Genomic DNA, 26,369 nt, shown 5'->3' on the forward strand with positions numbered 1-26,369 from the left:
TGTAAGTATGCCAAATCCAGTGGTTATTTAAATAAAACTAAATAGCCACTACTACTTTTTCATTAAAGAGTAGCTATGTTGTATCAACCACTACTCCCACCTGTTTAAATCATAGTTTTTTGCGGATTGAATCTTATCTTTATTTAGGCACGACTTACTGATATTTATAAATATTTATTTATTGCTATTTTTAGGTAATGTTCTAGTTTGAATAGGCAGACTGTTTATAGTTTAAATAAGTTTATCGGATTATATACTCGAAAATATTCGCTCCAGTTTCGTAATTTATAAAACATTTAAAATTAATAGAGCTTTAATGATTAAACCTGAGATTCCAAATAACGAAGCTGAGCGATTACACGCGCTTAGAGCATTAAAAATTCTAGATACGTCTCATGAAGAGCGCTTTGATCGTGTTACTCGTATTGCCAAGCGTATGTTTAATGTTTCTATTTCATTGGTTACTTTGATTGACGAAGACCGCCAGTGGTTTAAATCAAGGCAGGGGCTTGATGCGCCTGAGCTTCCTCGCGAAACCTCATTTTGTGGCCACACCATAAATCAAGACGAGTTATTAATAATCCCAGATACAGCTCAAGACGAAAGGTTTTTTGATAACCCCTTTGTTACAGGCGATCCTAAAGTACGCTTTTATGCAGGCTTTCCTTTAAAATTAAGGGAAGGAGTCATTATAGGCACTTTGTGCCTTGCCGATAATAAACCTAGACAACTCAATGATGAAGAAAAACAATTACTAAGAGATTTAGGCACGTTAGTCGAGCGAGAAATTCAATCAATTCAACTAGCCACAATTGATGAGTTAACAAGAATCTCTAATCGACGTGGCTTTTTAAACCTTGCCGAACATACGCTAAATGTATGTAGGCGAAACAAAGTATCAATGTCGTTTATTTTGTTTGATCTCAATAAGTTTAAACAAATTAATGATATTTATGGACACCACGAAGGCGATTTTGTATTAAATAAATTTGCACAAATTATGCTTAGTTCATTTCGTGATTGTGAAGTAATAGGTCGACTTGGCGGAGATGAATTTGTTGCGATGTTAAGCGATTCAGACGAGACAAAAGCAGAGTTTGTTTTACAAAGGTTTGCGGATGCAATAGAGCATGCTAATAATACCTTAAACAAGCCATACAAAATTGATTACAGTGTAGGAGTAACACACTTTAAACACGATACAGGTAAATCAGTTGAGGATATGATTCAAGATGCTGATGTTGCAATGTATCAGCAAAAAAAGCAGCAATCACTTTAGTGAACTATTTAGTTTAATTGCTGCTTGAACTTCACTTAACTTCCTCATGCTAGTATGAATCTTATAATATGCCGTTATTCGCTATTGCAGTCATTTTTTGCCGCGGGTGATGCTAAAGACACATTTGGTTGCCAAACCCTGTTCCATATTTTATGAAGATTGTTTAAGTTTGGTCTTTGACTTATTTTTTCAAAGTTACCAATGCTCACTTTTGAATCATTTTTTTGACCCACTACAAAATTAAACACATAGTTGCACTCCATGCCCATACGTAAATCAGAAAGTACAATATTGCTTTGCTGTTGGCGCACCGAATAAAACCCTTTAGTAAACCACTGCAAGCGTTTTATAGCCCATTCATCGCTAATATTATTTAACAGTGAAGGCGTTGTTTGATAAGCCGTTAATGTAATATCGCTGGGCGCGTCAAATACTGATGCATAACCTTCGTAGTATTGTCCGTCAGACATCACAACAATACGCCACAGCAAAGTGGTTAGCGGAGCAGGCGTACTAACATACGCATTGACTGGTATTTGTCTGTTGTTGAGAGCCGTTTTTACTTTGTCATCAATATTTACTTTTAAAATTAAAGCGCAAAATAAATATAGACTACTTAAAACTAAGGTCACTGCATTTATACGATAAGCCGTTGCTGCTTTTATTTTGGGTATTAGCGTACATATTACGCCAATTAATAAAGGAAGCGTGTAAGCGGGGTCAATAATAAACACACTAGAAACCGCAAAGGGGTACTCAGTAAAAGGCCAGAGTAGTTGTGTACCGTATACCGTTAGGCTGTCTAATAGGGCATGTGTAGATAAACTTAAAAATACTAGCCAAAACCAGCGCACTTTATAAATTTGCATTCCCGCGTGTACTTTTAATATTAGCCATACAATGAGCGGGCTAATTAATAAATGTATTAATAACGAATGGCTAAAGCCACGGTGATAAGTAAACGCTTCTACAGAGCCGCCATAAGGCAAAAATACATCTAAATCAGGAAGTGTGCCTAAAATGGCACCCCACAAAACGGCTTTTCGACCTATTTTATTGCCTAATACCGCATAACCTACAGCACTACCTAATGCTATCTGCGTTAAAGAATCCATTTTGATTAATACCTTTAATTACTACTTTTATTATTTATACTTTTTGATTATTAAAAAGCGTCAAAAAATCGGTTAAAACGTTTAATAAGCATATCAATATTAATATACAGAACTTATAAACTAGGCCTAGGCTTTATGAAATCTAAAAAAGCCACAATTCGCGATGATACCGCACTATTTTTTATAATACATGGCTTTGATAATTTCTTGATTATTTGGAGAATAAAACACTGATTCATCATTAGTTGCGTATTTACGTGTGATTTAATAAGTCATCTACTTGGGTGAATAGCCAGTTTACGAACGCCAATTTTAAATCTTTTAAATTACTAATAGAGTTTGTCTAATCGGTTGTGTGCTCAAGTAAACCAATAATGCTGTAGTGAGAAGTTATATCAAGCGTTTTATGCAGGTATTGCTTAGCAAAATTGCCAATTAAAAAAGTAAGATGATGCAGCATAAAAGAGCTACTGCATTTATACGTAACTTACCGTCTGGCGCATGTTTTAAAGCTTAGTTGCTTCTTCTCCTGTATAAAATATTTAGCCCTTCGTTACCATAACCTACAAGATAAATTCGAGATTCAGCAAGCATAAAGTCTTAGCTGTTAACCTTGAAACTAAAATTAATGACCTCATACTTGTTATGAGGTCATTAATTGTTAAGTGACAGTCATAATGAGAAGTAAAAGGTGTATTTCGTAAAACTATAGGGCGTGTTGATCTTTGGTTGTTGAATTTGCAGTAGTAAGTTTGGTTTTTAGGCAAGGCAGAGCCTATGTAGTGTGGTTGTTCCCCATAAATAGGCGATAACGCAGCATAAAAACCAAACATACACTGCCCGTTGGGTTCTTTCTAGGGGCGATTAACTCTTTGTTGCTCGGTTTTTACTTAGCCCACTAGGTTATAAACCTCGCGCCGCGATTAAATCGCCCCTAGATTGAACAAATTTCAATCCACAAAGGACAACACGCCCTAGTGAAGTTTGTATTTCAAAACCGATTATTTTATAAGGATAAACCATGACAAAACGTGTAATAGAAATGCCAGAACTCGGTATGGGAACATTCCGCTTAGAGGGCGACACTGCCTATAACTCAGTAAAAATGGCGCTCGAAGTTGGGTTTCGCCATATTGATACCGCACAAATTTATGGCAACGAAGAGCAAGTAGGCCAAGCTATAAAAGATAGTAATATTCCGCGCAGTGAAATATTCTTAACCACCAAAGTGTGGAATAACAAATTAAATAAAAGCGACTTTATCCCAAGCGTTAAAAAGTCACTTGAAAAGCTACAAGTTGATTCGGTCGACTTACTACTAATTCATTGGCCATCGCCTGCTAACGACGAGCCAATGAGTGAATACCTCACTGAATTACTAAAAGCGAAGCAGCTTGGTTTAACTAAGCACATTGGTGTATCAAACTTCACCATTGCAAACTTAAATGAAGCAATGCAAACACTCGACTCGCGTGAAATATTTACCAATCAGGTTGAGGTTCACCCATATTTAACTAATACTAAATTACGCGCATTTTGTGCTCAGCACGACATTCATGTAACAGCATACATGCCATTTGTAGTAGGTAAAGTACTAAAAGATCAAACCATTATCGACATTGCTAAAAAGCACGATGCAAGTCCAGCACAAGTTGTTCTAGCGTGGGTTAACGCCAGCGGTATGACGACAATTCCATCATCAACCAAGCGTAAAAACTTAGAAGATAACTTTAACGACCACGTTAAATTAGATGATGAAGACATAGCCCGCATTGATGGCCTAGATTGTGGCGACCGCCAAGCAACACCAGAATTTGCGCCGCAGTGGGATCAGTAAACTTACCTCAAACGCAAAGTTAAACTAAATATTTTAAGGTGTAGATTATCTACACCTTAACTTTTAAAAAGGAATACACATGTTAACGGTTATAGCTGCACTGTCGTGCAAAAATATTGATGCAGATGTGATGCTTACAGCACTTGAAAACTTACAAAAGTCATCGCGCCAAGAATTAGGGTGCTTACGTTATGAACTATCTGTAAAAAGTGATGATGAACATACCGATTACGTTGTTAGCGAACAGTGGGCGTCTGATGAGCACTTTGAAGCGCATAAAAACGAGCCACACTTTAAAGCGTTTGGTACGCAAGTTACTGGACTTTTAACCAATAGTAGTATTGATGTATATAAATCAATTGGTTAAATTCTTTTTATAGTGCCTTTTATGGTACATTTTAAAATACTTAGCTAAATTACATCTCATAAAGTAAATACTCAAATAGGTGCTGTTAACTTACATCACCTTTTATTCTTATACTCCAACCTGCCTAAATCCCCAACTTCGCCAATATCAATGAAACCTATTAGGACTCTTTTTTGTTAATTCGCATTCGTAGTGCGTCGAAATCAAAAGAGGTTCATAACTTTATTAAAAGTCGTTTTGATATCACAACCCACTCTAATAAATAGCCTATTTAATTTGTTGTTTACATTAAAATTCTCTGGTGTAAATTATAGAAATATAATATGGCATTTTAGTCAGCCATAAATAGTCCGAGTGGTACTGAATAAGAGACTCAAAATAGCTAACTATTTATATATTTTTTGTGTGTTATATTTTTAGAGCTGAGTTAATTAAACCAATAATGGAGACTTGGGTATGGAAATTAATAAATCAAATCAATCTATTCTTATTTTTGTAATTCCTTTATTAACTGCGTATTTTGGATCAAAAGTTATATTTCACTTATTTGCTTTTGAGTATCTTGTGTTTACAGATACTTTTGACATTCTAAAGCTACTCATTGATATTAGTGTATTTGGAGTGTTGTTCTATATTAGTTCACTGGGTGTTGGTTACTTCATCAGAGCTAAAACATAAGTTTTTTAATCATTAGCTGGTAAATTGCTAGCTAAAAAAATCACAGCCAATAAAGCCTTAACAGCTTTAAACTGTATAATTTATATGGAGATAATAATGAAAAAATTAATCGCAATAGTAGCGTTGTTAGGCTTTGCCTCATTTGCACAAGCTAATGATAGTTTTATAGTGAATGCCAAATTTTATGATAATAAAAACTTAATTGGTTCACCTATTTTAGTAGTCAATTCAAACGAAGAGGCGTCAGTTTCAGTTGATAATTCGTATAGTTTTGCTCTTACAGTAACGCCAATTGATGATTCTACTGTTAGTTTAGCAACTGACCTAAAACTAGGTGGAAAACATATGGCTCCCTCTTTAGTTGTTGAACTAGGCAAAGAAGCAAGTATTAATATTGATGGTAAAGAACTTTCAGTTTTAGTAAGCAAATCAAGCAGCTAATAAGTTAAAAACTAGGAATATAATTAATGAGAAACTCAAGAAATGAGATAGTAAAATATGGAGTCTCTTTTGGTACGGCCCTAGCAATTGCTATTTCATGGAGTGCTAACGAGTCTGTGTTATGGGCAATTTTGCATGGTTTTTTATCTTGGTTTTATGTTATTTGGCATGTAATCACGCGATAAGTGCTTTCGCGTGTGCACTGATTGATTATGTAGATTGCGGTCAATGTGAATACTCGAGCAATTACCATCTAAAACAAATAAGTCAAAAATATAAAAGGAATAATTAATAATGAAAGGTGCTGGTGGAAGCTCTGGTGGTATTGGGCATTTTTTTATTGGTTTAATTATGATGTGCGGTGGCTTTTATATGCTGCTAAACGCAATTTCGGTGACCTCTAATTTTGGACTAAGTTCTCGCATTTATAGTGTTAATGCTTTAGGTGGCTTTGGCGTTACAGCCGGCATGGTTATGATCCCATTTATTTTTGGTGTGGGTCTGATTTTTTACAACTCTAAAAATATTTTAGGCTGGGTGCTATCTCTAGGCTCGTTAACCGCACTAATATTTGGCGTTATATCGAGTGTGCGATTTAGTATGCGAACTATGACGTCGTTTGATTTGATTGTTATTATAATTTTAGCGTTTGGCGGCTTAGGGCTATTTTTACGATCGCTTAAATCTATTGATACTTAAATAATTACCACGCTTTGTTTTAAATACAATTTTAATTATAGGCATTTAACATGATGTTCTAATGCCTAAGCTAATACATTAATAATATAATCCTTCCTATTTACTGCTTAACCAGTAACGTATTTTAAAGAGATTTATGTGAACAACTCAATACAGCTAAAACTAATTGCTACTCACTTATTAGCACAAAGAGATGAAAACCCAGCACGTTCAAACTTTCCTAAAGAGTTAGTACTAGATACGACTGACGATGCGATAGAAGTACAAAAGTTGATGATTTATTTAAATGAGCAAACTGTATATGGCTGGAAGTGTATGCTGCCTTTAGATGATGGCTCAATTATATTAGCGCCTCTTTTACATGCACCTATAAAACAAGCTGAAAATTGCCCACTGTATACAACAAACAACAAAGCGCTGATAGAACCAGAAATTGCATTTATTTTGCAAAGCGATTTACCAAGTAATAAAACCTATACAAATGAAGACGTAGATACTGCATTTGCCAGTGCCCATTTAGCACTTGAGCTTATTCAAAAAAGGTTTGATGAGGGCACTCCAAGCACTCACATTGAAAAGCTGGCCGATGGCCTATCTAATCAAGGCGTGTATTTAGGCCCACAAATAGATAAAGCCAAAGCGTATAACGCAAGTACTGTAAATATTAACGTTAAGCAAACTGAGTTGGAGTTAAACCTGGCGGGTGTGCACCCTGCAGAGCTTGCGCAGCTTCCACTTTATTGGGCGGTTAATTACTTATCAGCAAAGGGAATTAATTTAAAAGCAGGGCAAGTGTTTATAACAGGTTCTTATTGTGGTGTTGTTGAGCTTAATACCAATGAGCAAACATGTATTACGTATGAAGATTTAAATACATTTAATGTGACATTTTTATCCCATTAAGCGTAATACTCATTTTAACGGTCATAATAAAACAACCCACTAATTAGTGGGTTGTTTTTATTTGGCTAAATTTTAATTATTTGATTTTAGAGAGTAGTGCAGGATTTATTACGAGATTTCGTACGCCGTGAGCGTGATCTTCGTTAAAGGTGTTACTTTCACACCATTTGCCAACACTGTTTATATCAACCTTTGCTACTTTTGGTTTAACTGACCATGTTACCTGAAAAGGAGAGCCTGCTTCGTTGTAACTAGGACCAGTAGTTGAACCGCTATAAACAACAGGTTTACCCGTATTTGTAGGTGTAGCAATAGCTTGATAGTAACCATTAACAGATGACACGGCGCTTATTTGAGCAAAATCAAGTGCGTTAGCGTCGTTTACTAATACATATACTTGAGCTTCAACACGTAGTTGCGGATTTTTAATCGAATCACTTAAACAACTCCCCAAGGTAGGGCCAGGTTTTACAATTGCTGACGTATGAACGTTATGAACCTCAATGGTATCGCCAACTAAAAGCGCGCCGTGATCGCTCGGACAAATTTCAATTTTTGCTGGTTTACTTTCACTTTTAGTTAAAGAGCCTGAATATAAGTAGCCACTTTTAAAGCCTTTTCCATTACCATTTCCGGCATATTTACTAAACTCGCCACCGGTATGTTCAGCATTTTTATGAAAGTGTATATTACATAAGTTCATATTTGATGAAGTTGGGGCATGAGAGAAAACTACGGTGTTTTCGCCTTTATAATTATCAATATTACGTGGAGATTGTGGGCCAAAGCCTTTATTTGCAGTGTTTTTAGCAAGTGCTGCACGCTGCATTTTTATTATGTCGTCATTTGCTATTTCGTGGTTAGCTTTAGCTAGCGTATTAAAAGACAGGATAGTGATTACAGCAGAAATTACACTTATTTTTGTTTTGATTGTCATTGAGTCAGTGCCTTTAAATCATATTTTACGTAACAATTAAGTTAACAGATCTTGTTTTTCGTAAAATAATCCTAAAATGATAAATAATCAAACTAATGCAAAACTATTTTATAGATAAATCGTATTTTAAAATAAGTGCATCTATATAGCGGGTGCGTAATGTGTGTTGTTTTTCATGATCGGCGCCATGCCCTAATGCTTTGTTTAAAAGCTTCATGGCGGGGTGCAGTAGCGCTCTTTCTTCTTGGTTTAAGCTCGCTTTACTGCGCAGTTCTGTAATGTCGTCAACTAATAGCCTGCCAATATCTACCGAGACTATTTCGTCTATTAATCCATTTTGAGTAAGCACGCCGTACTTACTGCATAAAAACTGTTGCCAAATTTGCTGCAAGTGCTCGTCTATTTCGCAGCCAAATAGCTCTTCGCTAAACGTAAACCCTTGCTGAGCGAGTTTAGTTAGGCTTGCAGTATATTGCTGTGCAAAATAATTAAAAGCATGGCTTGATGATTCTATTTTTTGTTTTAAAAGACCTTGACCCCAATTAACACAGCCGCGCGGGTAATAGTCGTCATATTCTTCGCATTCATACAAACCCGAATATGAGCTGCAGCTAAGTTGACTTTTAATACAGTAACTTGGTTTTGGGAAAACACTTCGCTCTTGCCAAGCTAAAAGTGTATCTGCATCTATATTTAATGCTTGGCACAGTTCATCGGTGTTATAAAAATGAGTTGCTAAGTAATCAGATAAACGCATAAAGCCTCTGGTATAGTTAAAAATAAAACACTGTTCATATATACAGTTATTCATTTTGTATTACCAAACTTAATAACACAAGAGATTTTATAATTAAATGTGGGTTTACACCTCCAAAAGTACCGGCAATTATGTTACAAATAGCGCAAGTTTTATAAATAATGATTTTTTATGCGCACCCTAGACCAAATTAAACAAGCAAGTCTTATTACAGCTATTAAAACGCCATACTTAGCAAACGGTGAAATAGACCTCGCAAAGTACGATGAACTCGTAGAAATACAAATTGCAGCAGGCGTTGACGGCATTGTAGTTGGTGGCACAACAGGCGAAGGCCAGTTAATGAACTGGGAAGAGCATTTAATGCTTATAGCGCACAGTGCAAACAAGTATGGTGACAAACTGGTTATTGTCGGTAATACCGGTAGTAACAACACCCGTGAAGCGATTAAAGCAACTAAATATGGCTTTGCCAGCGGTATGGATGCAGCACTGCAAATTAATCCATATTACGGACGTACGTCTATTGCGGGTGTTAAAGAGCACTTTAAGCGCGTACTTGATATTGGACCTGCCTTTATTTACAACGTAGCAGGGCGAACAGGTCAAGACCTAACACCTGATATTATTGAGCCACTCGCTAAACATGAATATTTTATTGGTGTAAAAGAGTGTGGCGGTAATGAACGTATTGCCCATTATGAACAACAAGGTATTGCATGTTGGTCGGGTAACGATGACGAAAGTCACGATGCGCGCCACACACATAAAGCGCACGGTGTTATTTCGGTTACTTCTAACTTAATACCTGGGTTATTTCGTCAGTTAATGGATACGCCAAGTAACGAGCTAAATGCGTCGTTACAACCATTAATGAACTGGTTGTTCTGTGAACCAAACCCCATTGCTATTAATACCGCGTTGATGATGACAGGTGCAGTAAACCCTGTATTTAGATTACCGTATTTACCGCTTAGTGATGAGCAGCAAGCTCAAGGCGAAGTATTAATTAATGAGTTGAATAACAACGATGTTGTTGGCGGCACAGCTAAGTGTATAAAGCAGGACGATATAGCCCTCCTTTCCTAGCAATATGAGCAAGCACTGAACAAAGTGTTAGTTCAGTGCTTTTTGTTAATGATTATTTACTTCTATTGCTAAAATCGGTAAAATTCCTTCCCTTATATCTTATAAAATATGCAGAGCTGTGAAATTTGTTGTTGAAGAACTCGCTATATGGATAAAGCCCGAACAGCGACAAATAAAAGAGAGTAATTGGTTTGATTCCTCTGTATTAAATCTTAGTTGGGTGCCTGCTATGCAGCGACGCCGAATGACTTCCTTTATTAAAATGGCACTCTTTAGTGCTCATCAAGTAAGCACTCAAGGTAACTACGTTAATTTACCGAGTGTTTTTTCTTCTCGCCACGGTGATTTTCACAAAACGTCTAACTTACTTATTGATGTAGTAAATGATCAGCCACTGTCGCCCACTGGTTTTGGGTTAAGTGTGCATAATGCCGCATCGGGACTTTTTGGGATAATACAGGGTAATACAAGTGCTACAAATGCTATTGCTGCAGGAGCCGAAAGCTTTATTTATGCACTCGTAGATGGCTTTGTAAGACTTGCTGATAACGATCAGCAACACATGTTAATAGTTCATACCGATGAGACTCTCCCCGATATTTACGCTCAGTACGCCGATGAACAGCAAATAGCACACTCTATTGGTTTAATAATAAGAGCGCCGCAAAAAGGCGAACCCCATTTTAGTTTAAACAAAGTATTTAATACGGGCATGGAAAAAAGCGACTTACCAATGAGTATTCAATGCGCTAAAGCTTTGTATGAGCGAAGCAATACATTACTTGTTCATAACACGCTTGAGCACGATTGGCAGCTTACATACCATGCTTAAAAATGTACAAAGGCTATGTGGGTTGATTTGGCGGACTATTGCTACTGCATTTTGCTTTTCAGTTTTTGGAATGGGTGGTTTAGTATTAGCCTTTATTGTTTTTCCTGCTCAGCGCCTATTTCAAAGTGACTCAGTTAAACAAAAGATTAAGGCTCGAAAAACAGTACATTACAGCTTCAAATTGTTTGTTAGTTTAATGCATGTAACGGGCGTTATTCGATTTCATGTTAACGATAAAGCAAAAATTGAAGGCTTAAAAGGGCAACTGATATTAGCAAACCATCCTTCTTTAATTGATGTTGTTGTCTTAATTTCGGTAGTAAAAAATGCAGATTGCGTAGTAAAGGCGCATTTATTTAAAAATCCTTTTATGCGCGGCGTTATTAAAAGCACCGGCTATATAAGTAATGACGATCCGCAGGAGCTATTACGAGAGTGCGAGCGCAGTTTGCAAAAGGGTAATAACTTAATTGTATTTCCTGAAGGGACACGGACAGAGCCTCACAAAACATTAAAGTTTAAACGAGGCGCTGCAAATATTGCAATTAGATGTCATGCGCCCATTACTACTTTTTTAATTAAAATGAAGCCAAACACTTTAACCAAGGGCACACCTTGGTATAAGGTCGCGCCATATCAGGCGCATTTTACAATGGGGCTTGCGAGCCAGCAGTTTAATTGTGCAACGTACGACAGCGATATGCCTGCGATGCAATCACGCCAATTGACTAAAGATTTACAACATTATTTTACACAAGAGCTAAAAAATATATGAGCGAATTAAAAGAACAAATAAAACAACTGATTATCTCAAGCCTTGACCTTGAAGACATGACCACTGCTGACATACAAGATGATGACGCTTTATTTGTAGATGGCCTAGGACTAGACAGCATAGATGCATTAGAGCTTGGTCTTGCGATAAAGAAGCAATTTGATGTGAAAATAGATGCAAACTCTGATCAAACTAAAGCGCACTTTGCCTCAGTTAATTCTTTAGCAAAATTTATTGAACAAGCACGTTCTTAATATATAAAAGTAGGAAGAAAGATGAAAACCGCTGCTGAAATTTATGATGTATTACACGGCATTTTAGAAAACGAATTTGAAATAGACCCAGAAGATATTAGCTTAGAGGCTAACCTGTACCAAGATCTTGATTTAGACAGTATTGATGCAGTTGACTTAGTTGTGAAATTAAGAGAAATCACAGGTAAAAAAATTGAGCCTGATGCCTTTAAACTTGTGCGCACAGTGCAAGACATAGTCACCGAAATAGAAAAGTTAGTTAACTAATACTATGTTAAAAGCAGTTTTAACAACGTTAATTATGATTTGCTTGGCTTGCTACCCTATTATTGTGTACGTAGGCCTTACGCGTTTTAATAGTCAGATTATTACAGTATTACTGCTATTTTTACTCGGGCTTAGACTTTGGTTAAGCAGAGCCTTGTTTGATAAAATGCCGTGGTTAAAGCCCGCTACATTTTTAGCTGCCATTACTATTTTGATTTCCAAGGTAATGGATAGCGATTTAGGGCTGCGTTTGTATCCCGTAATCATTAATTTAGTCATGTTAGTTGTGTTTGCGTATTCTTTGTATAAAGGGCCTTCTATTATTGAAACCTTTGCGCGCATTACTGAGCCCTCACTTGATGAAAACGGTGTAATTTATACAAAAAAAGTAACGCTAGTGTGGTGTGTTTTTTTTGTATTAAACGGTGGCATTGCCCTGTACACCAGTATTTTTAGTAGCCTAGAAACCTGGGCTTTTTATAATGGTTTTATTGCTTACTTAGCTATGGGCACATTGTTTGCTATAGAGTGGCTAGTCAGACAAAAAGTAAAAAGGAACGCCGGTGTTTAATGCTTTTCAAAGTAATGCGATAAGAACATGTTTTAATCATACTGATAATGATATTTCGGAGCGTCAGTTTGTTAGTGATATAAACGAAGTTTTAGCAAAGCTATCAACGTTAAATGCTAAATCATCGGTTGTTTTATACACCACAGACACCTACAAATTTGCCGTGTACTTATTTGCTTTGGCACTACACGGAAACACAGTGATTTTGCCGCCTAATGGGCAACCTGCAACGTTAAACTCCTTGCTTAAACAAACACCTTTTTTTATTGGTGAGTCTGAATTAGTAGCCGATTTAGAGGCTGATTTTTTAGATATAGGAACCTTAGTCAATCAACCTCACTTTGTATCTATTGAAACAATTAAATGGCCTCAAGAAGGCACAATTGTTTTTTACACGTCGGGCTCGTCGGGTAAAGCAAAGCCAATTGTAAAAACGTGGCAGGTAATAAATAAAGAATTAAGTACATTAATTAATAGCTACGCACTGATTGATAATCCTATTTTTATAGCGAGTGTTTCGCATCAGCATATATACGGCTTATTGTTTAGATTGTTGTGGCCATTACGTGCAGGAAAGGTTGTAAATACAGAGCTATTGCATTATCCAGAACATATAGCTACAAAGCTCAAGTTATTTAAAAAAGTAGTGTTTGTTTCAAGCCCAGCGCAGTTAAAACGGTTATGTATTGATAATGTTTTAGTGGATGATAAGTCTCATTTACAATGGATTTTCTCATCAGGTGGACCGCTATTAAACGAAGATGCTGTATCGTTGTTTACGCAATTAAATAAACCAGTTACACAAGTTTTTGGTAGTACCGAAACCGGTGGTATTGCATATCGACAAGTTACTTCACTTGAAAAGGTTAGCCTTTGGCAGCCTTTTTCGGGTATTAAAGTACGGGCTTTGGACGATCAGCGTTTAATTTTAAACTCACCGCTCGTTCGCGACAAAAATTACCCTTTAGATGATAGAGGCGAAGTACTTAAAAATGGTCAATTTAGATTATTAGGCCGATTCGATCGAATTATAAAATTAGAAGAAAAACGATTAAGTTTAGATGAACTAGAACAACATTTGTGTACTAGTGAGTGGGTAAGTGAAGCTAAAGTAATCGCCTTGCCTGGTGAGCGGTTAATTGTAGGCGCTATTGTTGTGCTTACGCATAAAGGGCAGATATTTTTTAATGGTGACGGTAAGTTAGCTACAAATAATTTATTAAAAGCGCATGCATTAGCGCGCTTTGAGCGAATTTGTATCCCTAAGAAGTGGCGTTTTGTAGATCAATTACCATACAACTCACAGGCAAAGTTAAATTTAAAAGCATTGGAGAGTCTTTTTGCAAAAGTTGACTAAAACACAGCCTGATTTACTGTCTTGTGAAAAAGCAGAGCAAAAGTATAAATTAAGCTTACTAGTTCCTCATGATTTAGATTATTTCAAAGGACATTTTACGGATGGCCCAATACTCGCAGGTGTTGTGCAATTAGACTGGGCTGTGGCTGCAATTTGCAAACATTATAATGTTCAGCAACCTGTTAAAAATGTTGAAGTATTAAAATTTCAGGTAGTGATTACCCCAGGTATAACAATCGAATTATTGCTAGAGCAAAAAGCAGAGAATAAATATACCTTTTCGTATAATTCAAACAAAGGACAGCATGCATCTGGCCGTGTTATTTTTGATAGCCTGATAAATGAATAACTTTTGTATTGTTATCCCAAATTATAATCACATTACGGTTATTGATGATGTACTGAGCCAATTATCGTCATTTAATCTTCCTATTATTATGGTTGATGACGCAAGCAACGTCGAAGCTAAAAATGTGTTTAGTAAGCTTGATGCAAAACACGCGCAGTTGAGTGTAGTTACCCACGACGATAATCAAGGTAAAGGCGGCGCGGTACAAACCGGCTTAAAGCAAGCATATAAGCTAGGTTTTTCGCATGCGATACAGGTTGATGCTGATGGTCAGCATGACTTATCTGATATTAAAAAACTAATAGCGCTTTCAAACGCTCAGCCTAAAGCGCTTATAAGCTGTTGCCCAATATATGACGATTCAGTGCCTAAACACCGTTATTTAGCACGTTATTTAACGCATGTTTGGGTATGGATTGAAACGTTAAGTTTTACAATTGTAGATTCGATGTGTGGCTTTAGAGTATATCCGCTTGAGCAAAGTACAAAGCTAATTGATGAGGTATCGCTTGGAAAACGCATGGATTTTGACCCCGAAATTTTAGTGCGTTTATATTGGCGCAATGTGCCTTTTGTATTTTTACCTAGCCAAGTAATTTACCCCGAAAATGGGCTTTCTCATTTTCAGCCATTACACGATAACGTGCGTATTTCGTGGTTACACACCCGCTTGTTTTTTGGAATGTTGATTCGCTCTCCTGTGTTAATTTGGCATAAATTAAAGAGGCGTTATGGCCGCTAAACACTGGTCTAAAATGCAAGAGCGCGGTAATTTCTTAGGTATTCAAATACTGTTATTTGCTCATAAATTACTGGGTAGAAAAGGGCTGTGGATTGTTTTGTTTCCTGTGGTTTTTTATCTTTTTTTAACAGGAAAAGTAGCGCGTGTAGCATCTAAAGCGTTTTTAGCGCAGGTTAATGTTTACCAAGGCAGTAAACAACCTGTTACGTTTAAAATGCAATTAACGCACTTTTGCAGTTTTGCAGATAGCGCATTAGATAAAATTGATGCTTGGCTTGGGCGAATAACCCAACGTGATATTAAATACACTAATGAGCATTTATTTGCTGAGCTAGATGAGCAAAATCAAGGGGCTATTTTTATAGGTTCCCACTTGGGTAATTTAGAGGTGTGCAGGGCACTTAGCCAGCACCGCAGCAGTAAAAAAATAAATGTACTGGTGTTTACCCATCACGCTGTTGAATTTAATAAAATGCTTAAAAAGATTAACCCAGATGTGTCGGTTAATTTAATACAAGTGACTGATATGGGGCCTGACTTAGCTATTTTACTAAAAGAAAAAGTAGAGCAGGGAGAAATAATCGTTATTGTTGGTGACAGAACAAGCACAACAACGGCTTCTCGGTCGGTACAGGTACCGTTTTTAGGCAAAAATGCCCCATTTTCACAGGGGCCTTTTATATTAGCCGCGCTGCTTGATTGCCCTGTTTACTTTTTGTTTTGTTTAAAAGATAAAAAAAGCAAAAAGTATCAAGTGATATTTGAACGTTACAGCCAGTCATTAAAAATGCCTCGACGAGAGCGACAGCAGGCGCTAACACTTATTATTACTGACTATGCACAGCGTTTGAGTTATTACGCAGCTTTATATCCTTATCAGTGGTTTAATTTTTACGATTTTTGGAAAAGTGATCAGCAGGTAGTGCGCGATCAATCAATGGAGAACAAGTGTGACTGAACAAAATATACAGCTTTTTGGCAATCAGCGATTATCAATTGAAGATATTGTTCGAGTTGCCTTTAATGAAACACAAGTGCAATTAAATAGCTGTGAAACTTTTAGCGTTAAAATTAATAGCGCTTTGCGTTTTTTAGACACACTTTTAAAAGAAGATGGCGTGATTTACGGCGTTACTACTGGTTACGGTGATTCTGTAACGGTGGCTGTACCCCTTGATTTAGTTGATGAATTACCTCTGCATTTAACTCGCTTTCACGGCTGTGGACTCGGGGATGTATTTAATAAAGTTCAAGGGCGTGCAATTTTAGCGACCCGCTTAACATCACTTTCTCAGGGCTACTCTGGTATTAGCTGGGAAATGCTGCATCTACTTAAAGATTACTTAAATAACGATATAGTGCCTGTGATCCCGCAAGAAGGGTCAGTAGGTGCCAGTGGCGATTTAACACCGTTATCTTACGTTGCAGGTGCGATGGTAGGCGAGCGTGATGTGTTTTACAAAGACCAAGTACGTAACAGTGCTGAAGTTATGAAAGAAGTTGGCTTAGAATCTCTAACACTAAGGCCAAAAGAAGGTCTTGCCGTTATGAATGGCACAGCGGTAATGACTGCATTAGCGTGTTTAGCGTTTGATAGGGCTAATTACTTAGCTAAACTGGCGAGCCGTATTACTGCATTATCAAGTTTAGCGCTTAAAGGAAATAGCCATCATTTTGATGAGATATTATTTTCAGTTAAGCCACATCCTGGGCAGCAGCAAATTGCACGTTGGATAAGAGACGATTTAAACCATCACGATCACCCTCGTAATGCAGACAGACTTCAAGATAGGTATTCAATCCGTTGTGCACCCCATGTTATTGGTGTTCTGCAAGACAGTCTGCCGTTTTTTAGGCACATGATAGAAAACGAGCTTAATTCAGCAAACGATAACCCAATAATTGACGGCCAAGGTGAGCATGTATTACACGGCGGGCATTTTTACGGAGGCCACATTGCAATGGCAATGGATAGCATGAAAACAGCCGTTGCAAACCTTGCTGATTTAGCAGACAGACAAATCGCTTCTTTGGTTGATACTAAGTACAACAATGGGCTACCTTCAAACTTGTCTGATAGTGCACCAGAGCGCCGTTATATTAATCATGGTTTTAAAGCGGTTCAAATTGGCTGTAGTGCTTACACAGCAGAGGCGTTAAAACTAACCATGCCGGCCAGCGTTTTTTCTCGCTCTACAGAGTGTCATAATCAAGATAAAGTGAGTATGGGAACTATTGCGTCTCGCGATTGTTTACGTATTTTACAGCTAACAGAACAAGTGTTAGCAAGTACGTTATTAGCAAGTATTCAAGGTGTTAGATTGCGTATAAAACAAGGCGATCTTGAGTTTTCGACTTTAACGCAAAATATGCAAAACATGTATACCGATATAACTGATTACTTTGAAAACCTCACTGAGGATAGACCAATGGAAGCCGTGCTAAGGCAAACAATAGGGTATATTCAAACTAAACGTTGGGCGTTGTATGAATAGTAAAGGTGCATTATTAACGCATGTGGTAGAAATCGAAATTCCATTTCATGACTGCGACCCAATGAATGTTGTATGGCATGGTAACTACCCACGTTACTTAGAAGTAGCGCGCTGCGAGTTACTGCGTTTATTTGATTATGATTACCCGCAAATGCATGAATCGGGCTACGCGTGGCCTATTGTTGATATGCAAATAAAGTATGTCGCCTCAGCAGTATTTACTCAAAAAATTAAAGTAGCGGCTTATTTAAAAGAATACGAGAATAGACTACGGATTGATTACGTAATCACTGACTCGCTAACTAATAAGCGCCTTACTAAAGCCTCAACCACGCAAGTTGCGGTTGAGGTTAGCTCCAAAGAAATGCAATTTGAATCACCCGCTATTTTATTTAATAAGTTAAAAGCGGTTTTGAATTAAATTTTTATTTTATAGGCGATTAAATGAATTTTTTAAAATGTTTTACATTGAGCATAGCTATTAGCTTTTTACTGTTTTGCACTGTAGTAAATGCAGCAGCTATTAAAGGTGAGTTTAAGCAATATAAGCAATTTAATGGATTTGCTAAGCCTTTTATTTCGTCGGGTGTTTTTTCGTTAATTGATGAAAAGCTCATTTGGCAAGTGAAAATGCCTGTTGAGAGTATGCTCATAATAGAAAACGGCAAAGTGCTTGCACAAAATGCCAATGGTGAGTTAATACCACAACCTGGTAGCGAGCAATTTGTAGGGTTACTGAGTGACTTACTCAGCGTAAATATGAGTGCGCTGGAAACACGTTTTGATATTGCTAAAATGCAAGACAGTTGCACACAGTTAACACCAAAAGAAGCGATGTTACAGCAATTATTTAGTGATTTTATTTTATGTGAAACTGCTAAGCAAGTGAGCAGTATTACACTAAATGAGCACTCAGGAAATAACACAAAAATTGAGTTTACTTATTCCAAATAAAATTATGTTTTTAAATAATGCAGTGGTTAATTAAGGGAATAGTGCAGTGACAAAACGAATTACCGTTATTGTAGGGTGGTTTAGCAGTTTAATTTTACTTTTTGCTGCAGCTTTTTGGCTGTCTAAACCAACGTTTAGCGCCGATATGTTTAGCTTATTGCCAAAGTCGCACTCCCAAATTGCACATGCGGAAGATGTTTTTTTTCAGCAAAATGCTAACCGTATTATGTTCTCGTTTGCAGGAAATAATAAAAATAAAGCATTTGATGATTTCCAAAAATGGCTCGACGATAATGCAATTAAAAGCACATTTAACTTTCCGTCCGTTAACGATTTAGCGCAAACATTCTCACCTTTCAAACATGCGTTATTAAGTGATACTTACAAGCAAATATTAATCAAAAAAACAACGTTTGAATATTATTACCTTGAGCAATTAAATCAGTTAGGCAACCCATTTGTAAGTGCTACCTTAAGCAAAGATACAAGTTTGAGCTTAGCGGCATTTATAGAAGATAACTTAAAACAAAGCCAATTGTTTACGCTTGAACAAGGTCGTTTAACTCGACGTTTAAAAGGCGTTGAATACAGTGTCATTTTGGCAAACTTAGCGCCCGAAAATTTAGGGGTTAATAAATCAATTGATTTAGCTGGCTCGATAATTAAACAGATTAATATACTTAATAAAACCTACCCTGATTTAAGCATTACTTACTCTGGTGTGCTATTTCATACGGCTGAAAATGCTGAACAAGCTAAATACGAGATGAGCCTGTTTGGTGGCATTAGCTTATTAGCCCTTATTGGTATGGTATTTTGGGTATTTAGGCGTTTAAACAGTATTTTATTAGCAAGCTTTACCGTACTGAGCGCACTTATTGGTGGCGCTATCGCTATGGTGTTGCTGTTTAATACTATTCATTTATTAACGCTTGTTTTTGCAGTTACCTTGATTGGTATTGCCATTGATTATGCATTCCATGGTATGACTGACTTAGCAAAAAAAGAGCATGAAAAAGGCTACAGCAAAGGGACACAATCTGCGCTTTTACTCTCTCTTATTACGACTACGCTGGGTTATTGCTGCTTACTAGGTGCACCACTAACGTTATTATCTCAAGTTGGTGTGTTTGTTATTGCGGGTTTAGTGAGTGCTTGGCTATTTACAGTTTTAGTTTTGCCATTGTGGCAATCTACACTCAGGTTATCGCCTTCGAGTTTATTGATGAGTCAAAAGCTCATTAAGGTTTTTTTATACTGCAATAGTTTAAAAAAACCAATACTCATTACGTTATTAGTCCTTATAAGTGCGTTATTTTTGATAAAACCTATTAGCTTTAATGACGATGTAAAGCTATTAAATGCAAGCTCCGAACATTTAATGCTAAACGAAAAAAAGCATTTGTTATTACTTGGGCAATGGGATAGCCAAATTGTTTTTATGTTTGCAGATAGCGACGAAGCGCTATTACAAAAACAAGAACAATTTTTAAAACGCTTAACCCAACTAAACCCTAATTTTAAACATAATAGCATTAGCCATTGGTTGCCTAGTTTACAAAAGCAGAGGGATAACCAAGCCTTGTTTGAACAGGCAAAAAACAAAGGGACTTTGAATATTGCTGAGCGCGTTACAGGGCAAGTGCTAGCAAGTACAAAAGCGCCCTTATTAACTTATGAAACACTCGCCACGAGTACATTTAAACCATTACTGCTTTCTCAAATGGTTGTTGAGTCAGAACAATCGATAACGTGGGTGTCTATTTCGGGTATTTCATCTGATCAACTAATTAATGAGGTTGAAAAAAACAATGGAATTTACCTTTATAATAAACCTAAACAAATTAGTGCTTTATTAAGTGATTACCGTGAATATTTACTATTAAGCCTAGTGCTTGCGGGTTTTATTAGTTGGCTGCTTTTTAGTTGGCGATTTACGATTAAGATAGCGCTGCTGCAGGTGACCATTTTATCTGTTGTGGTGTTGAGCATGCTTTGGGTATGTAATGCGATTCAAGGTAGCTTGTCGTTATTTAATTTACTCGGTGCGTTACTTGTTATTGCCTTAGCAATTGATTACCTCGTTTTTTATCAAATAAATAAGTTAGAGCCCAAAAATGTGTTAGCGATTAGCTTATCGGCTGCGTCATCAATGTGGGTATTTGGCATGTTGAGTGCATCTGATACACCGGCTATTTTTAGCTTTGGGCTGAGTGTAATGGTAGGGATTTTAGCTATTTACTTTTTATCACCGCTGAGTGTTTTAAAGCCTCAAAAGGAACAATAATTTGAATAACCTTGAGCAGTACGATGTTGTTGTTATTGGCGCTGGGCCTTCTGGTGCATTGGCTAGTAGTCTTTTAGTTCAAAAGGGATGGCGGGTACTGGTACTTGAACAGCAGGCGTTTCCACGTTTTTCAATTGGTGAAAGCTTACTGCCGCAATGTATGGCGTACTTAGAAGACGCGGGCTTAATCGATACACTACATAACAATGCAGCGGCTTTAGGTTTTCAGTTTAAAGATGGCGCTGCTTTTCATCGGGCAGGGCAAAATACAACTATAAATTTCACTGAAAAATTTACTAAAGGCCCAGACACTACGTATCAAGTGAAAAGAGCCGACTTTGACAAATTATTAGCAGACAAAGCACAAGGACAAGGCGTAGAAATCAGATATAAGCACACGGTGGTTGACTACTGTGATGAGCCAAATGGTGCATCATTAGTGGTACACAATGAGCAGCAGCAAGCTTATCGCGTTAATGCCCGATTTGTATTGGACGCAAGTGGCTTTGGGCGTGTATTACCAAAATTGTTAGATTTAGAGCTTCCTTCTAACTTTCCTGTTCGAAGCGCTTATTTTAGTCACTTTAAAGACAATATTAGTGATACAAGCTTCGATCGAAATAAAATTTTGATTACCGTACACCCTCAATATTCAGACGTGTGGTATTGGCTTATTCCCTTTAGTGATGGTACTGCGAGTATTGGGGTTGTGGCGCAGTCAGAGCGTTTTAATGATGATGAATCTAGCGATTTACTAAATCAATTTATAGAGCAAGACCCTTATTTAAAAACACTGTTAGCACAGCGTGAGTTATTAACTCCAGCAAAAAATATAAAAGGCTACTCGGCAAATGTGAGTAAGTTATATGGTAAGCACTTTGCTTTATTGGGTAATGCGGGGGAATTTTTAGACCCGGTATTTTCATCAGGTGTAACAATTGCACTCAAATCTGCAAATTTAGTTGCCCCACTTGTTGATCGCTATTTAAAAAACGAAGTCGTCGATTTTGACGCTCACTACGCACAGCCATTACAAGCTGGAGTCGATTGTTTTAGAACATTTGTAACAGGGTGGTACGATACGCGTTTTCAGGATGTGATATTTTACTCTGAACAAAATACTCAGGTGCGAGAAATGATTAGTGCTATTTTAGCGGGCTACGCATGGGATACAAATAACCCATTTGTTGCACAAAGTGAACGCCGTTTAAATGTGTTGGCTCAGTTATGTCAAAATTAATTAAGTATGTGGTGTGTAGTGTATTTATATTTGCTGTATTGAGCGCATGTACGAGTTTTACAGCATCTAAAAATAGAGTGTATCTATCACCTAATATTCAATTAAATATTAATAGTGTGCCAGCACAAATGTTTGATAAGTCTTGGCAGCATGTTTTGTATATTACGAATCAGCAAAACACACACACTGTATTTGCCCAATTAGCTATAAATGACAAAGGTGCAATTAAGTTATTGTTAATGACAGTGCAAGGCTTTCCGATTATGGAGCTTGAAAAACCTTTAAATGGCCCAGTAAAAACACGAAATATGCTGGCGGTAGAAGGGATAGACCCTCATTATATTTTAGCGGATATTGCATTAGTACATTGGCCAGTAGCATTTTTACAAAAGCAGTTAGAGGGTGCTTTAATAGAGCAGGTTGGCTCTAATCGGGAAGTATTTAACGATGAAGGTACATTTATCACCATTGACTATAGTGATGAGTCGACAACGTTGAACAATATTTTACATCAGTATCAAATAACATTTAAAAAGGTAGAACAGTGACATATTGGCTGAATGATTTAGGCATTGTGAGTGCGATGGGCATAGGCCAAGATGCAACCACAACAAGCTTAAATAAATATAACCCTGCAACTCCTTTATTAACTTTAAATAAAAGTTTAAGTGCTGAGCAAACTCCGCTGTATGTCGGGCAAGTTCAGTCTATTGCTTTATCAAATAATAAACGTATCAATACATTTATTGATCTAGCTTTAGAGCAGATTAAGCCAACCTTAGATAAACTTTCGCATATTGATAAGTCGCGTATCGCAATTGTAATGGGTACTAGTACATCAGGTATTCATGATGGCGAAAGAGCGCGTAAAAACTATGAAAGTACAAAACTCTGGCCTGATGACTTTAGTTACAGTGATCAAGAGTTAGCTACACCCGCTCATTATATTGCACATAAAATAGGGGCTCTAGGGCCTTGTTACAGTATTTCTACTGCGTGCACGTCGAGTAGCAAAGCGTTAATTAGCGCCCGAGCTTTGCTAAATGCTGATTTAGCCGATGTGGTAATTTGTGGTGGTGCGGATAGTTTGTGCCAATTAACAATTAATGGCTTTGACTCGCTCGCTTCTTTAAGCTCGGGTTTATGCCAGCCTTTTTCTAGCACCAGAGACGGCATTAATATTGGTGAAGGGGCCGCTTTATTTGTAATGACTAAAAATAAGCCAATAACAAATAACGGCATTATGTTACTAGGCAGTGGCGAAAGCTCAGATGCGCATCATATGTCAGCCCCCGATCCTAATGGGATGGGCGCCCAAGCCTCAATGGAAAAAGCACTAAAAAGCGCAAAGTTATCCTGTGGTGATATTGATTATATTAACGCTCACGGTACGGCTACTGTAAAAAATGACGAAATGGAAGCACTTGCAATTAATCGCGTGTTTGGCAACAATACCCCGCTTAGCTCAAGTAAGCATTTAACAGGGCATACTCTTGGTGCTGCAGGCGCCATTGAAGCCGGTATATGTTGGTTATTATTAAAAGACAGCGGCCAACATATGCTGCCGTATAACGCGATTAAAGAAGGCAGTGATTTGGCTGATATAAAAATAATAAAACAAGCGTTTAAGCCCGCTCTTAAATATTGCTTATCTAATTCATTTGCGTTTGGCGGTAATAATGCCAGCTTAATATTGGGAGTTAACGTTGACTAATTACCCTATAGAGCAAGTAGTCCCGCATGATGCGCCTATGATTTTAATAGATAGCCTTTTAACACACAGCGAAGATGAAGCTCAATGCGGCGTTACTATAACTGAGCAAAGCCCTTTTTTTAGTCCTGCAATTAACGGCGTACCTAGCTATATTGGTGTTGAGTACATGGCGCAGTCTATTGCCGCTTACGCTGGTGCGTTAGCGAATGATGAAAATAAACCTGTAAAAATTGGTTTTTTAATTGGCACGCGAAAGTATCAAACTTATCAACCGTGTTTTAAAAACGGCAGTAAGCTGACTATTGAAGTGAAAAAGCTATATCAAGAAGAGTCAGGTTTAAGTGTATTTGAATGCCAAATACTCGTGTGTGAAACTCTACTTTGCCAAGCAAAAATTAATGTATTTCAGCCTGAAAACCCGTTGGAATTTATAAGAGAAAATCAATGACAAAAAGAATTTTAGTTACGGGTTCAAGCCGTGGTATTGGTAAAGCTATTGCGTTAAAACTTGCTGAGCAAGGGTTTGATATTGCAGTACATTGCAGAGCGGGTGTTGAGCAAGCTCAAGCAACATGCGATGAAATTAATGCATTAGGTAGAACCACCAGTTTATTACAATTTGATGTATGCGACAGAGAGCAGGCCAAAGCACAAATAATAGAAGATATAGCTCAGCATGGCGCTTATTATGGCGTGGTGTGTAATGCAGGTATTACTAACGATATGGCATTTCCTGCTATGCAAGGGGAAGACTGGGATTGTGTAATACGTACAGGCCTTGATGGGTTTTATAATGTAGTACACCCAACTGTAATGCCTATGGTACAAAGCCGTAAAGGTGGGCGAATAATTACAATGTCATCGGTGTCAGGTATTGCAGGTAACCGAGGACAAGTAAATTATAGTGCAGCAAAAGCCGGTATTATTGGGGCCACTAAAGCACTTGCATTAGAATTGGCAAAACGCAAAATCACAGTTAATTGTGTGGCACCTGGTTTAATAGAAACCGCGATGACTGATGAATTACCTATTGATGAAATGATGAAAATGATACCCCTTAAACGCATGGGGAGCGTTAAAGAAGTTGCGGGAACAGTCGCTTTTTTAATGTCTGATGATGCAGCTTACATAACACGCCAAGTGATTTCGGTTAATGGTGGCATGGTTTGATTAAACGCGTTGTTGTAACAGGGATGTCGGTGGTCACTGCATTGGGCGATGATTGGTCTGAATTCAAACAAGCCTTAATTAAAGGCGAAAATGCTGTTGTTACTATGCCAGAGTGGGATATAGCTGACGACCTCAATACTCGTTTAGCCGCGCCAGTTAAACACTTTGAGCGACCAGGTCATTACAAACGAAAACAAATCCGTTCAATGGGGCGAGTGTCACTTATGTCAACTCGTGCTACTGAATGCGCACTTGAACAAGCCAAACTACTCGAGCACGAAAGTCTAACAGATGGCTCTACGGGTATAGCGTATGGCTCATCTACGGGCTCTACTGAGCCATTACTCGCCTTTGCAAATATGATGGAAACGGGGTCGATGTCAGGTGTAACAGCCACGAGTTACATTAAAATGATGGCGCATACTGCCCCTGTAAATGTTGGTGTGTTTTTTGGTTTAAAAGGGCGTGTTATAACAACAAGCTCTGCTTGTACATCGGGATCTCAAGGAATAGGCTTCGCCTATGAAGCGATTAAGTTTGGCCGACAAAAAATAATGGTGGCTGGTGGAGCAGAGGAATTATGCATCACAGAGGCTGCAGTATTTGATACGCTTTATGCAACATCTACAAAAAATGAAACACCAAAACAAACACCAAGACCTTTTGATAAAAATCGCGATGGCTTAGTGATAGGCGAAGGCGCGGGTACACTTATTTTAGAAGAATACGAACATGCAAAAGCGCGCGGAGCAACAATATTAGCTGAGGTGGTTGGTTTTGGTTGTAATTCTGATGGACAGCACGTTACTCAACCAACATCAAAAACAATGCAACTAGCGATAGAAATGGCACTGCAAGATGCCAATTTAGAACCAGAAAAAATTGGTTACGTTAATGCTCATGGTACATCAACAGATAAAGGTGATATTGCCGAGTCTCACGCAACGTTTAAAGCATTGGGCAGCAAACCTATTAGCTCGTTAAAAAGTTATTTGGGGCATACATTAGGTGCTTGTGGTGCAATAGAAGCATGGGCAAGCATTAATATGATGGCAGATAACTGGTTTGCACCAACAATTAATTTAGATAACGTTGATGACGAATGTGCTCAGCTTGATTACATAAGGCATCAAGGGCGTGAGATTAATACCGATTACGTGATGAGTAATAACTTTGCGTTTGGTGGTATTAACACCTCTTTAATATTTAAACGCTATAAAGTAGATTAAACACGTTAAAAGATAAGTTATAACTAACTGT

General features: G+C 37.6%; 30 protein-coding genes. 27 read left to right on the forward strand and 3 right to left on the reverse strand.

The features are described from left to right. The first annotated feature begins 316 nt into the window (after positions 1-316). Positions 317-1,279: a sensor domain-containing diguanylate cyclase gene (locus L659_RS0120550; protein ID WP_007580860.1), complete on the forward strand. Its 963-nt coding sequence runs from the start codon at positions 317-319 to the stop codon at positions 1,277-1,279. A gap of 74 nt (positions 1,280-1,353) precedes the next feature. Here the strand turns inward: L659_RS0120550 and L659_RS0120555 are convergent, their stop codons facing one another. Continuing rightward, entirely contained in the window at positions 1,354-2,394 is a 1,041-nt protein-coding gene (locus L659_RS0120555) for a metal-dependent hydrolase (RefSeq protein ID WP_024591731.1), read from the reverse strand. A 1,021-nt stretch (positions 2,395-3,415) separates the two neighbouring features. Here L659_RS0120555 and dkgB point away from each other — a divergent pair. The 6 genes from dkgB to L659_RS0120590 all read left to right on the forward strand — a co-directional run bounded on the left by dkgB (position 3,416) and on the right by L659_RS0120590 (position 7,319). Then, complete coding sequence (dkgB, locus tag L659_RS0120565; RefSeq protein WP_024591732.1) at positions 3,416-4,231, forward strand: 2,5-didehydrogluconate reductase DkgB; 816 nt, start codon at positions 3,416-3,418, stop codon at positions 4,229-4,231. 79 nt (positions 4,232-4,310) lie between these two features. Further along, positions 4,311-4,598: a putative quinol monooxygenase gene (locus L659_RS0120570; RefSeq protein ID WP_024591733.1), complete on the forward strand. Its 288-nt coding sequence runs from the start codon at positions 4,311-4,313 to the stop codon at positions 4,596-4,598. A 456-nt stretch (positions 4,599-5,054) separates the two neighbouring features. Then, positions 5,055-5,276, forward strand: a complete 222-nt coding sequence (locus L659_RS0120575) for a hypothetical protein (RefSeq protein ID WP_007580848.1) — start codon at positions 5,055-5,057, stop codon at positions 5,274-5,276. Between the two features lie 96 nt (positions 5,277-5,372). After that, a complete protein-coding gene (locus L659_RS0120580) occupies positions 5,373-5,717 on the forward strand; it encodes a hypothetical protein (protein ID WP_024591734.1) in 345 nt (114 codons plus the stop codon). Between the two features lie 294 nt (positions 5,718-6,011). Then, a complete protein-coding gene (locus L659_RS0120585) occupies positions 6,012-6,416 on the forward strand; it encodes a hypothetical protein (RefSeq protein WP_024591735.1) in 405 nt (134 codons plus the stop codon). A 138-nt stretch (positions 6,417-6,554) separates the two neighbouring features. Further along, complete coding sequence (locus L659_RS0120590; protein ID WP_024591736.1) at positions 6,555-7,319, forward strand: 2-keto-4-pentenoate hydratase; 765 nt, start codon at positions 6,555-6,557, stop codon at positions 7,317-7,319. Positions 7,320-7,395: 76 nt separating this feature from the next. On the opposite strand, the gene L659_RS0120595 is transcribed toward L659_RS0120590, so the two are convergent. Both L659_RS0120595 and L659_RS0120600 read right to left on the reverse strand, forming a co-directional pair. After that, complete coding sequence (locus tag L659_RS0120595; protein ID WP_032827237.1) at positions 7,396-8,256, reverse strand: delta-class carbonic anhydrase; 861 nt, start codon at positions 8,254-8,256, stop codon at positions 7,396-7,398. 103 nt (positions 8,257-8,359) lie between these two features. Then, positions 8,360-9,013 carry a DUF6058 family natural product biosynthesis protein gene (locus tag L659_RS0120600; protein ID WP_024591738.1) on the reverse strand — a complete coding sequence of 218 codons (654 nt, stop codon included), beginning with the start codon at positions 9,011-9,013 and terminating at the stop codon, positions 8,360-8,362. A gap of 171 nt (positions 9,014-9,184) precedes the next feature. On the opposite strand from L659_RS0120600, the gene dapA reads away from it, so the two are divergent. From dapA to L659_RS0120700, 20 genes are all read left to right on the forward strand, one after another. Beyond that, on the forward strand, positions 9,185-10,102 hold the full coding sequence (dapA, locus tag L659_RS0120605; RefSeq protein WP_024591739.1) for a 4-hydroxy-tetrahydrodipicolinate synthase: 918 nt from the start codon (positions 9,185-9,187) through the stop codon (positions 10,100-10,102). Between the two features lie 118 nt (positions 10,103-10,220). After that, positions 10,221-10,934, forward strand: coding sequence for a beta-ketoacyl synthase chain length factor (locus L659_RS0120610; RefSeq protein ID WP_173585785.1), 714 nt, complete (start codon positions 10,221-10,223; stop codon positions 10,932-10,934). Beyond that, positions 10,927-11,709, forward strand: coding sequence for a lysophospholipid acyltransferase family protein (locus L659_RS0120615; RefSeq protein WP_024591741.1), 783 nt, complete (start codon positions 10,927-10,929; stop codon positions 11,707-11,709). The genes L659_RS0120610 and L659_RS0120615 overlap by 8 nt, the downstream gene beginning before the upstream one ends. Further along, on the forward strand, positions 11,706-11,963 hold the full coding sequence (locus L659_RS0120620) for a phosphopantetheine-binding protein (protein WP_007580830.1): 258 nt from the start codon (positions 11,706-11,708) through the stop codon (positions 11,961-11,963). The genes L659_RS0120615 and L659_RS0120620 overlap by 4 nt, the downstream gene beginning before the upstream one ends. Positions 11,964-11,984: 21 nt before the next feature. After that, positions 11,985-12,230 (forward strand): acyl carrier protein, encoded by a 246-nt coding sequence (locus L659_RS0120625; protein ID WP_002958648.1) that lies wholly within the window; start codon positions 11,985-11,987, stop codon positions 12,228-12,230. A gap of 4 nt (positions 12,231-12,234) precedes the next feature. Next, entirely contained in the window at positions 12,235-12,801 is a 567-nt protein-coding gene (locus L659_RS0120630; RefSeq protein ID WP_024591742.1) for a hypothetical protein, read from the forward strand. After that, positions 12,794-14,158 (forward strand): AMP-binding protein, encoded by a 1,365-nt coding sequence (locus tag L659_RS0120635; RefSeq protein WP_024591743.1) that lies wholly within the window; start codon positions 12,794-12,796, stop codon positions 14,156-14,158. Before L659_RS0120630 ends, L659_RS0120635 begins: the two co-directional genes overlap by 8 nt. Next, positions 14,142-14,507 (forward strand): ApeI family dehydratase, encoded by a 366-nt coding sequence (locus tag L659_RS0120640; protein ID WP_024591783.1) that lies wholly within the window; start codon positions 14,142-14,144, stop codon positions 14,505-14,507. The genes L659_RS0120635 and L659_RS0120640 overlap by 17 nt, the downstream gene beginning before the upstream one ends. Further along, complete coding sequence (locus L659_RS0120645) at positions 14,500-15,249, forward strand: glycosyltransferase family 2 protein (RefSeq protein WP_024591744.1); 750 nt, start codon at positions 14,500-14,502, stop codon at positions 15,247-15,249. The genes L659_RS0120640 and L659_RS0120645 overlap by 8 nt, the downstream gene beginning before the upstream one ends. After that, positions 15,239-16,207, forward strand: coding sequence for an LpxL/LpxP family acyltransferase (locus tag L659_RS0120650; RefSeq protein ID WP_024591745.1), 969 nt, complete (start codon positions 15,239-15,241; stop codon positions 16,205-16,207). The genes L659_RS0120645 and L659_RS0120650 overlap by 11 nt, the downstream gene beginning before the upstream one ends. Beyond that, positions 16,200-17,744, forward strand: a complete 1,545-nt coding sequence (locus L659_RS0120655) for an HAL/PAL/TAL family ammonia-lyase (RefSeq protein ID WP_024591746.1) — start codon at positions 16,200-16,202, stop codon at positions 17,742-17,744. Before L659_RS0120650 ends, L659_RS0120655 begins: the two co-directional genes overlap by 8 nt. Continuing rightward, complete coding sequence (locus L659_RS0120660; RefSeq protein ID WP_007580812.1) at positions 17,737-18,165, forward strand: acyl-CoA thioesterase; 429 nt, start codon at positions 17,737-17,739, stop codon at positions 18,163-18,165. The genes L659_RS0120655 and L659_RS0120660 overlap by 8 nt, the downstream gene beginning before the upstream one ends. 23 nt (positions 18,166-18,188) lie before the next feature. After that, positions 18,189-18,698, forward strand: coding sequence for an outer membrane lipoprotein carrier protein LolA (locus tag L659_RS0120665; protein ID WP_024591747.1), 510 nt, complete (start codon positions 18,189-18,191; stop codon positions 18,696-18,698). A 46-nt stretch (positions 18,699-18,744) separates the two neighbouring features. Beyond that, positions 18,745-20,985, forward strand: a complete 2,241-nt coding sequence (locus L659_RS0120670) for an MMPL family transporter (protein WP_024591748.1) — start codon at positions 18,745-18,747, stop codon at positions 20,983-20,985. A gap of 1 nt (position 20,986) precedes the next feature. Beyond that, positions 20,987-22,225 (forward strand): NAD(P)/FAD-dependent oxidoreductase, encoded by a 1,239-nt coding sequence (locus L659_RS0120675; RefSeq protein WP_024591749.1) that lies wholly within the window; start codon positions 20,987-20,989, stop codon positions 22,223-22,225. Next, complete coding sequence (locus L659_RS0120680; protein ID WP_024591750.1) at positions 22,213-22,773, forward strand: DUF3261 domain-containing protein; 561 nt, start codon at positions 22,213-22,215, stop codon at positions 22,771-22,773. Before L659_RS0120675 ends, L659_RS0120680 begins: the two co-directional genes overlap by 13 nt. After that, positions 22,770-23,939 (forward strand): beta-ketoacyl-ACP synthase, encoded by a 1,170-nt coding sequence (locus tag L659_RS0120685; RefSeq protein WP_024591751.1) that lies wholly within the window; start codon positions 22,770-22,772, stop codon positions 23,937-23,939. The genes L659_RS0120680 and L659_RS0120685 overlap by 4 nt, the downstream gene beginning before the upstream one ends. After that, complete coding sequence (locus L659_RS0120690) at positions 23,932-24,387, forward strand: ApeP family dehydratase (RefSeq protein WP_024591752.1); 456 nt, start codon at positions 23,932-23,934, stop codon at positions 24,385-24,387. Before L659_RS0120685 ends, L659_RS0120690 begins: the two co-directional genes overlap by 8 nt. Further along, positions 24,384-25,109, forward strand: a complete 726-nt coding sequence (gene fabG, locus L659_RS0120695) for a 3-oxoacyl-ACP reductase FabG (RefSeq protein ID WP_024591753.1) — start codon at positions 24,384-24,386, stop codon at positions 25,107-25,109. Before L659_RS0120690 ends, fabG begins: the two co-directional genes overlap by 4 nt. Continuing rightward, the gene (locus L659_RS0120700; RefSeq protein ID WP_024591754.1) at positions 25,109-26,338 is read left to right on the forward strand and encodes a beta-ketoacyl-ACP synthase; all 1,230 of its coding nucleotides are present in this window, start codon (positions 25,109-25,111) and stop codon (positions 26,336-26,338) included. The genes fabG and L659_RS0120700 overlap by 1 nt, the downstream gene beginning before the upstream one ends. Positions 26,339-26,369: the final 31 nt, after the last annotated feature.

Source organism: Pseudoalteromonas sp. S8-8 (assembly GCF_000497875.1).
Classification (GTDB): domain Bacteria; phylum Pseudomonadota; class Gammaproteobacteria; order Enterobacterales; family Alteromonadaceae; genus Pseudoalteromonas; species Pseudoalteromonas arctica.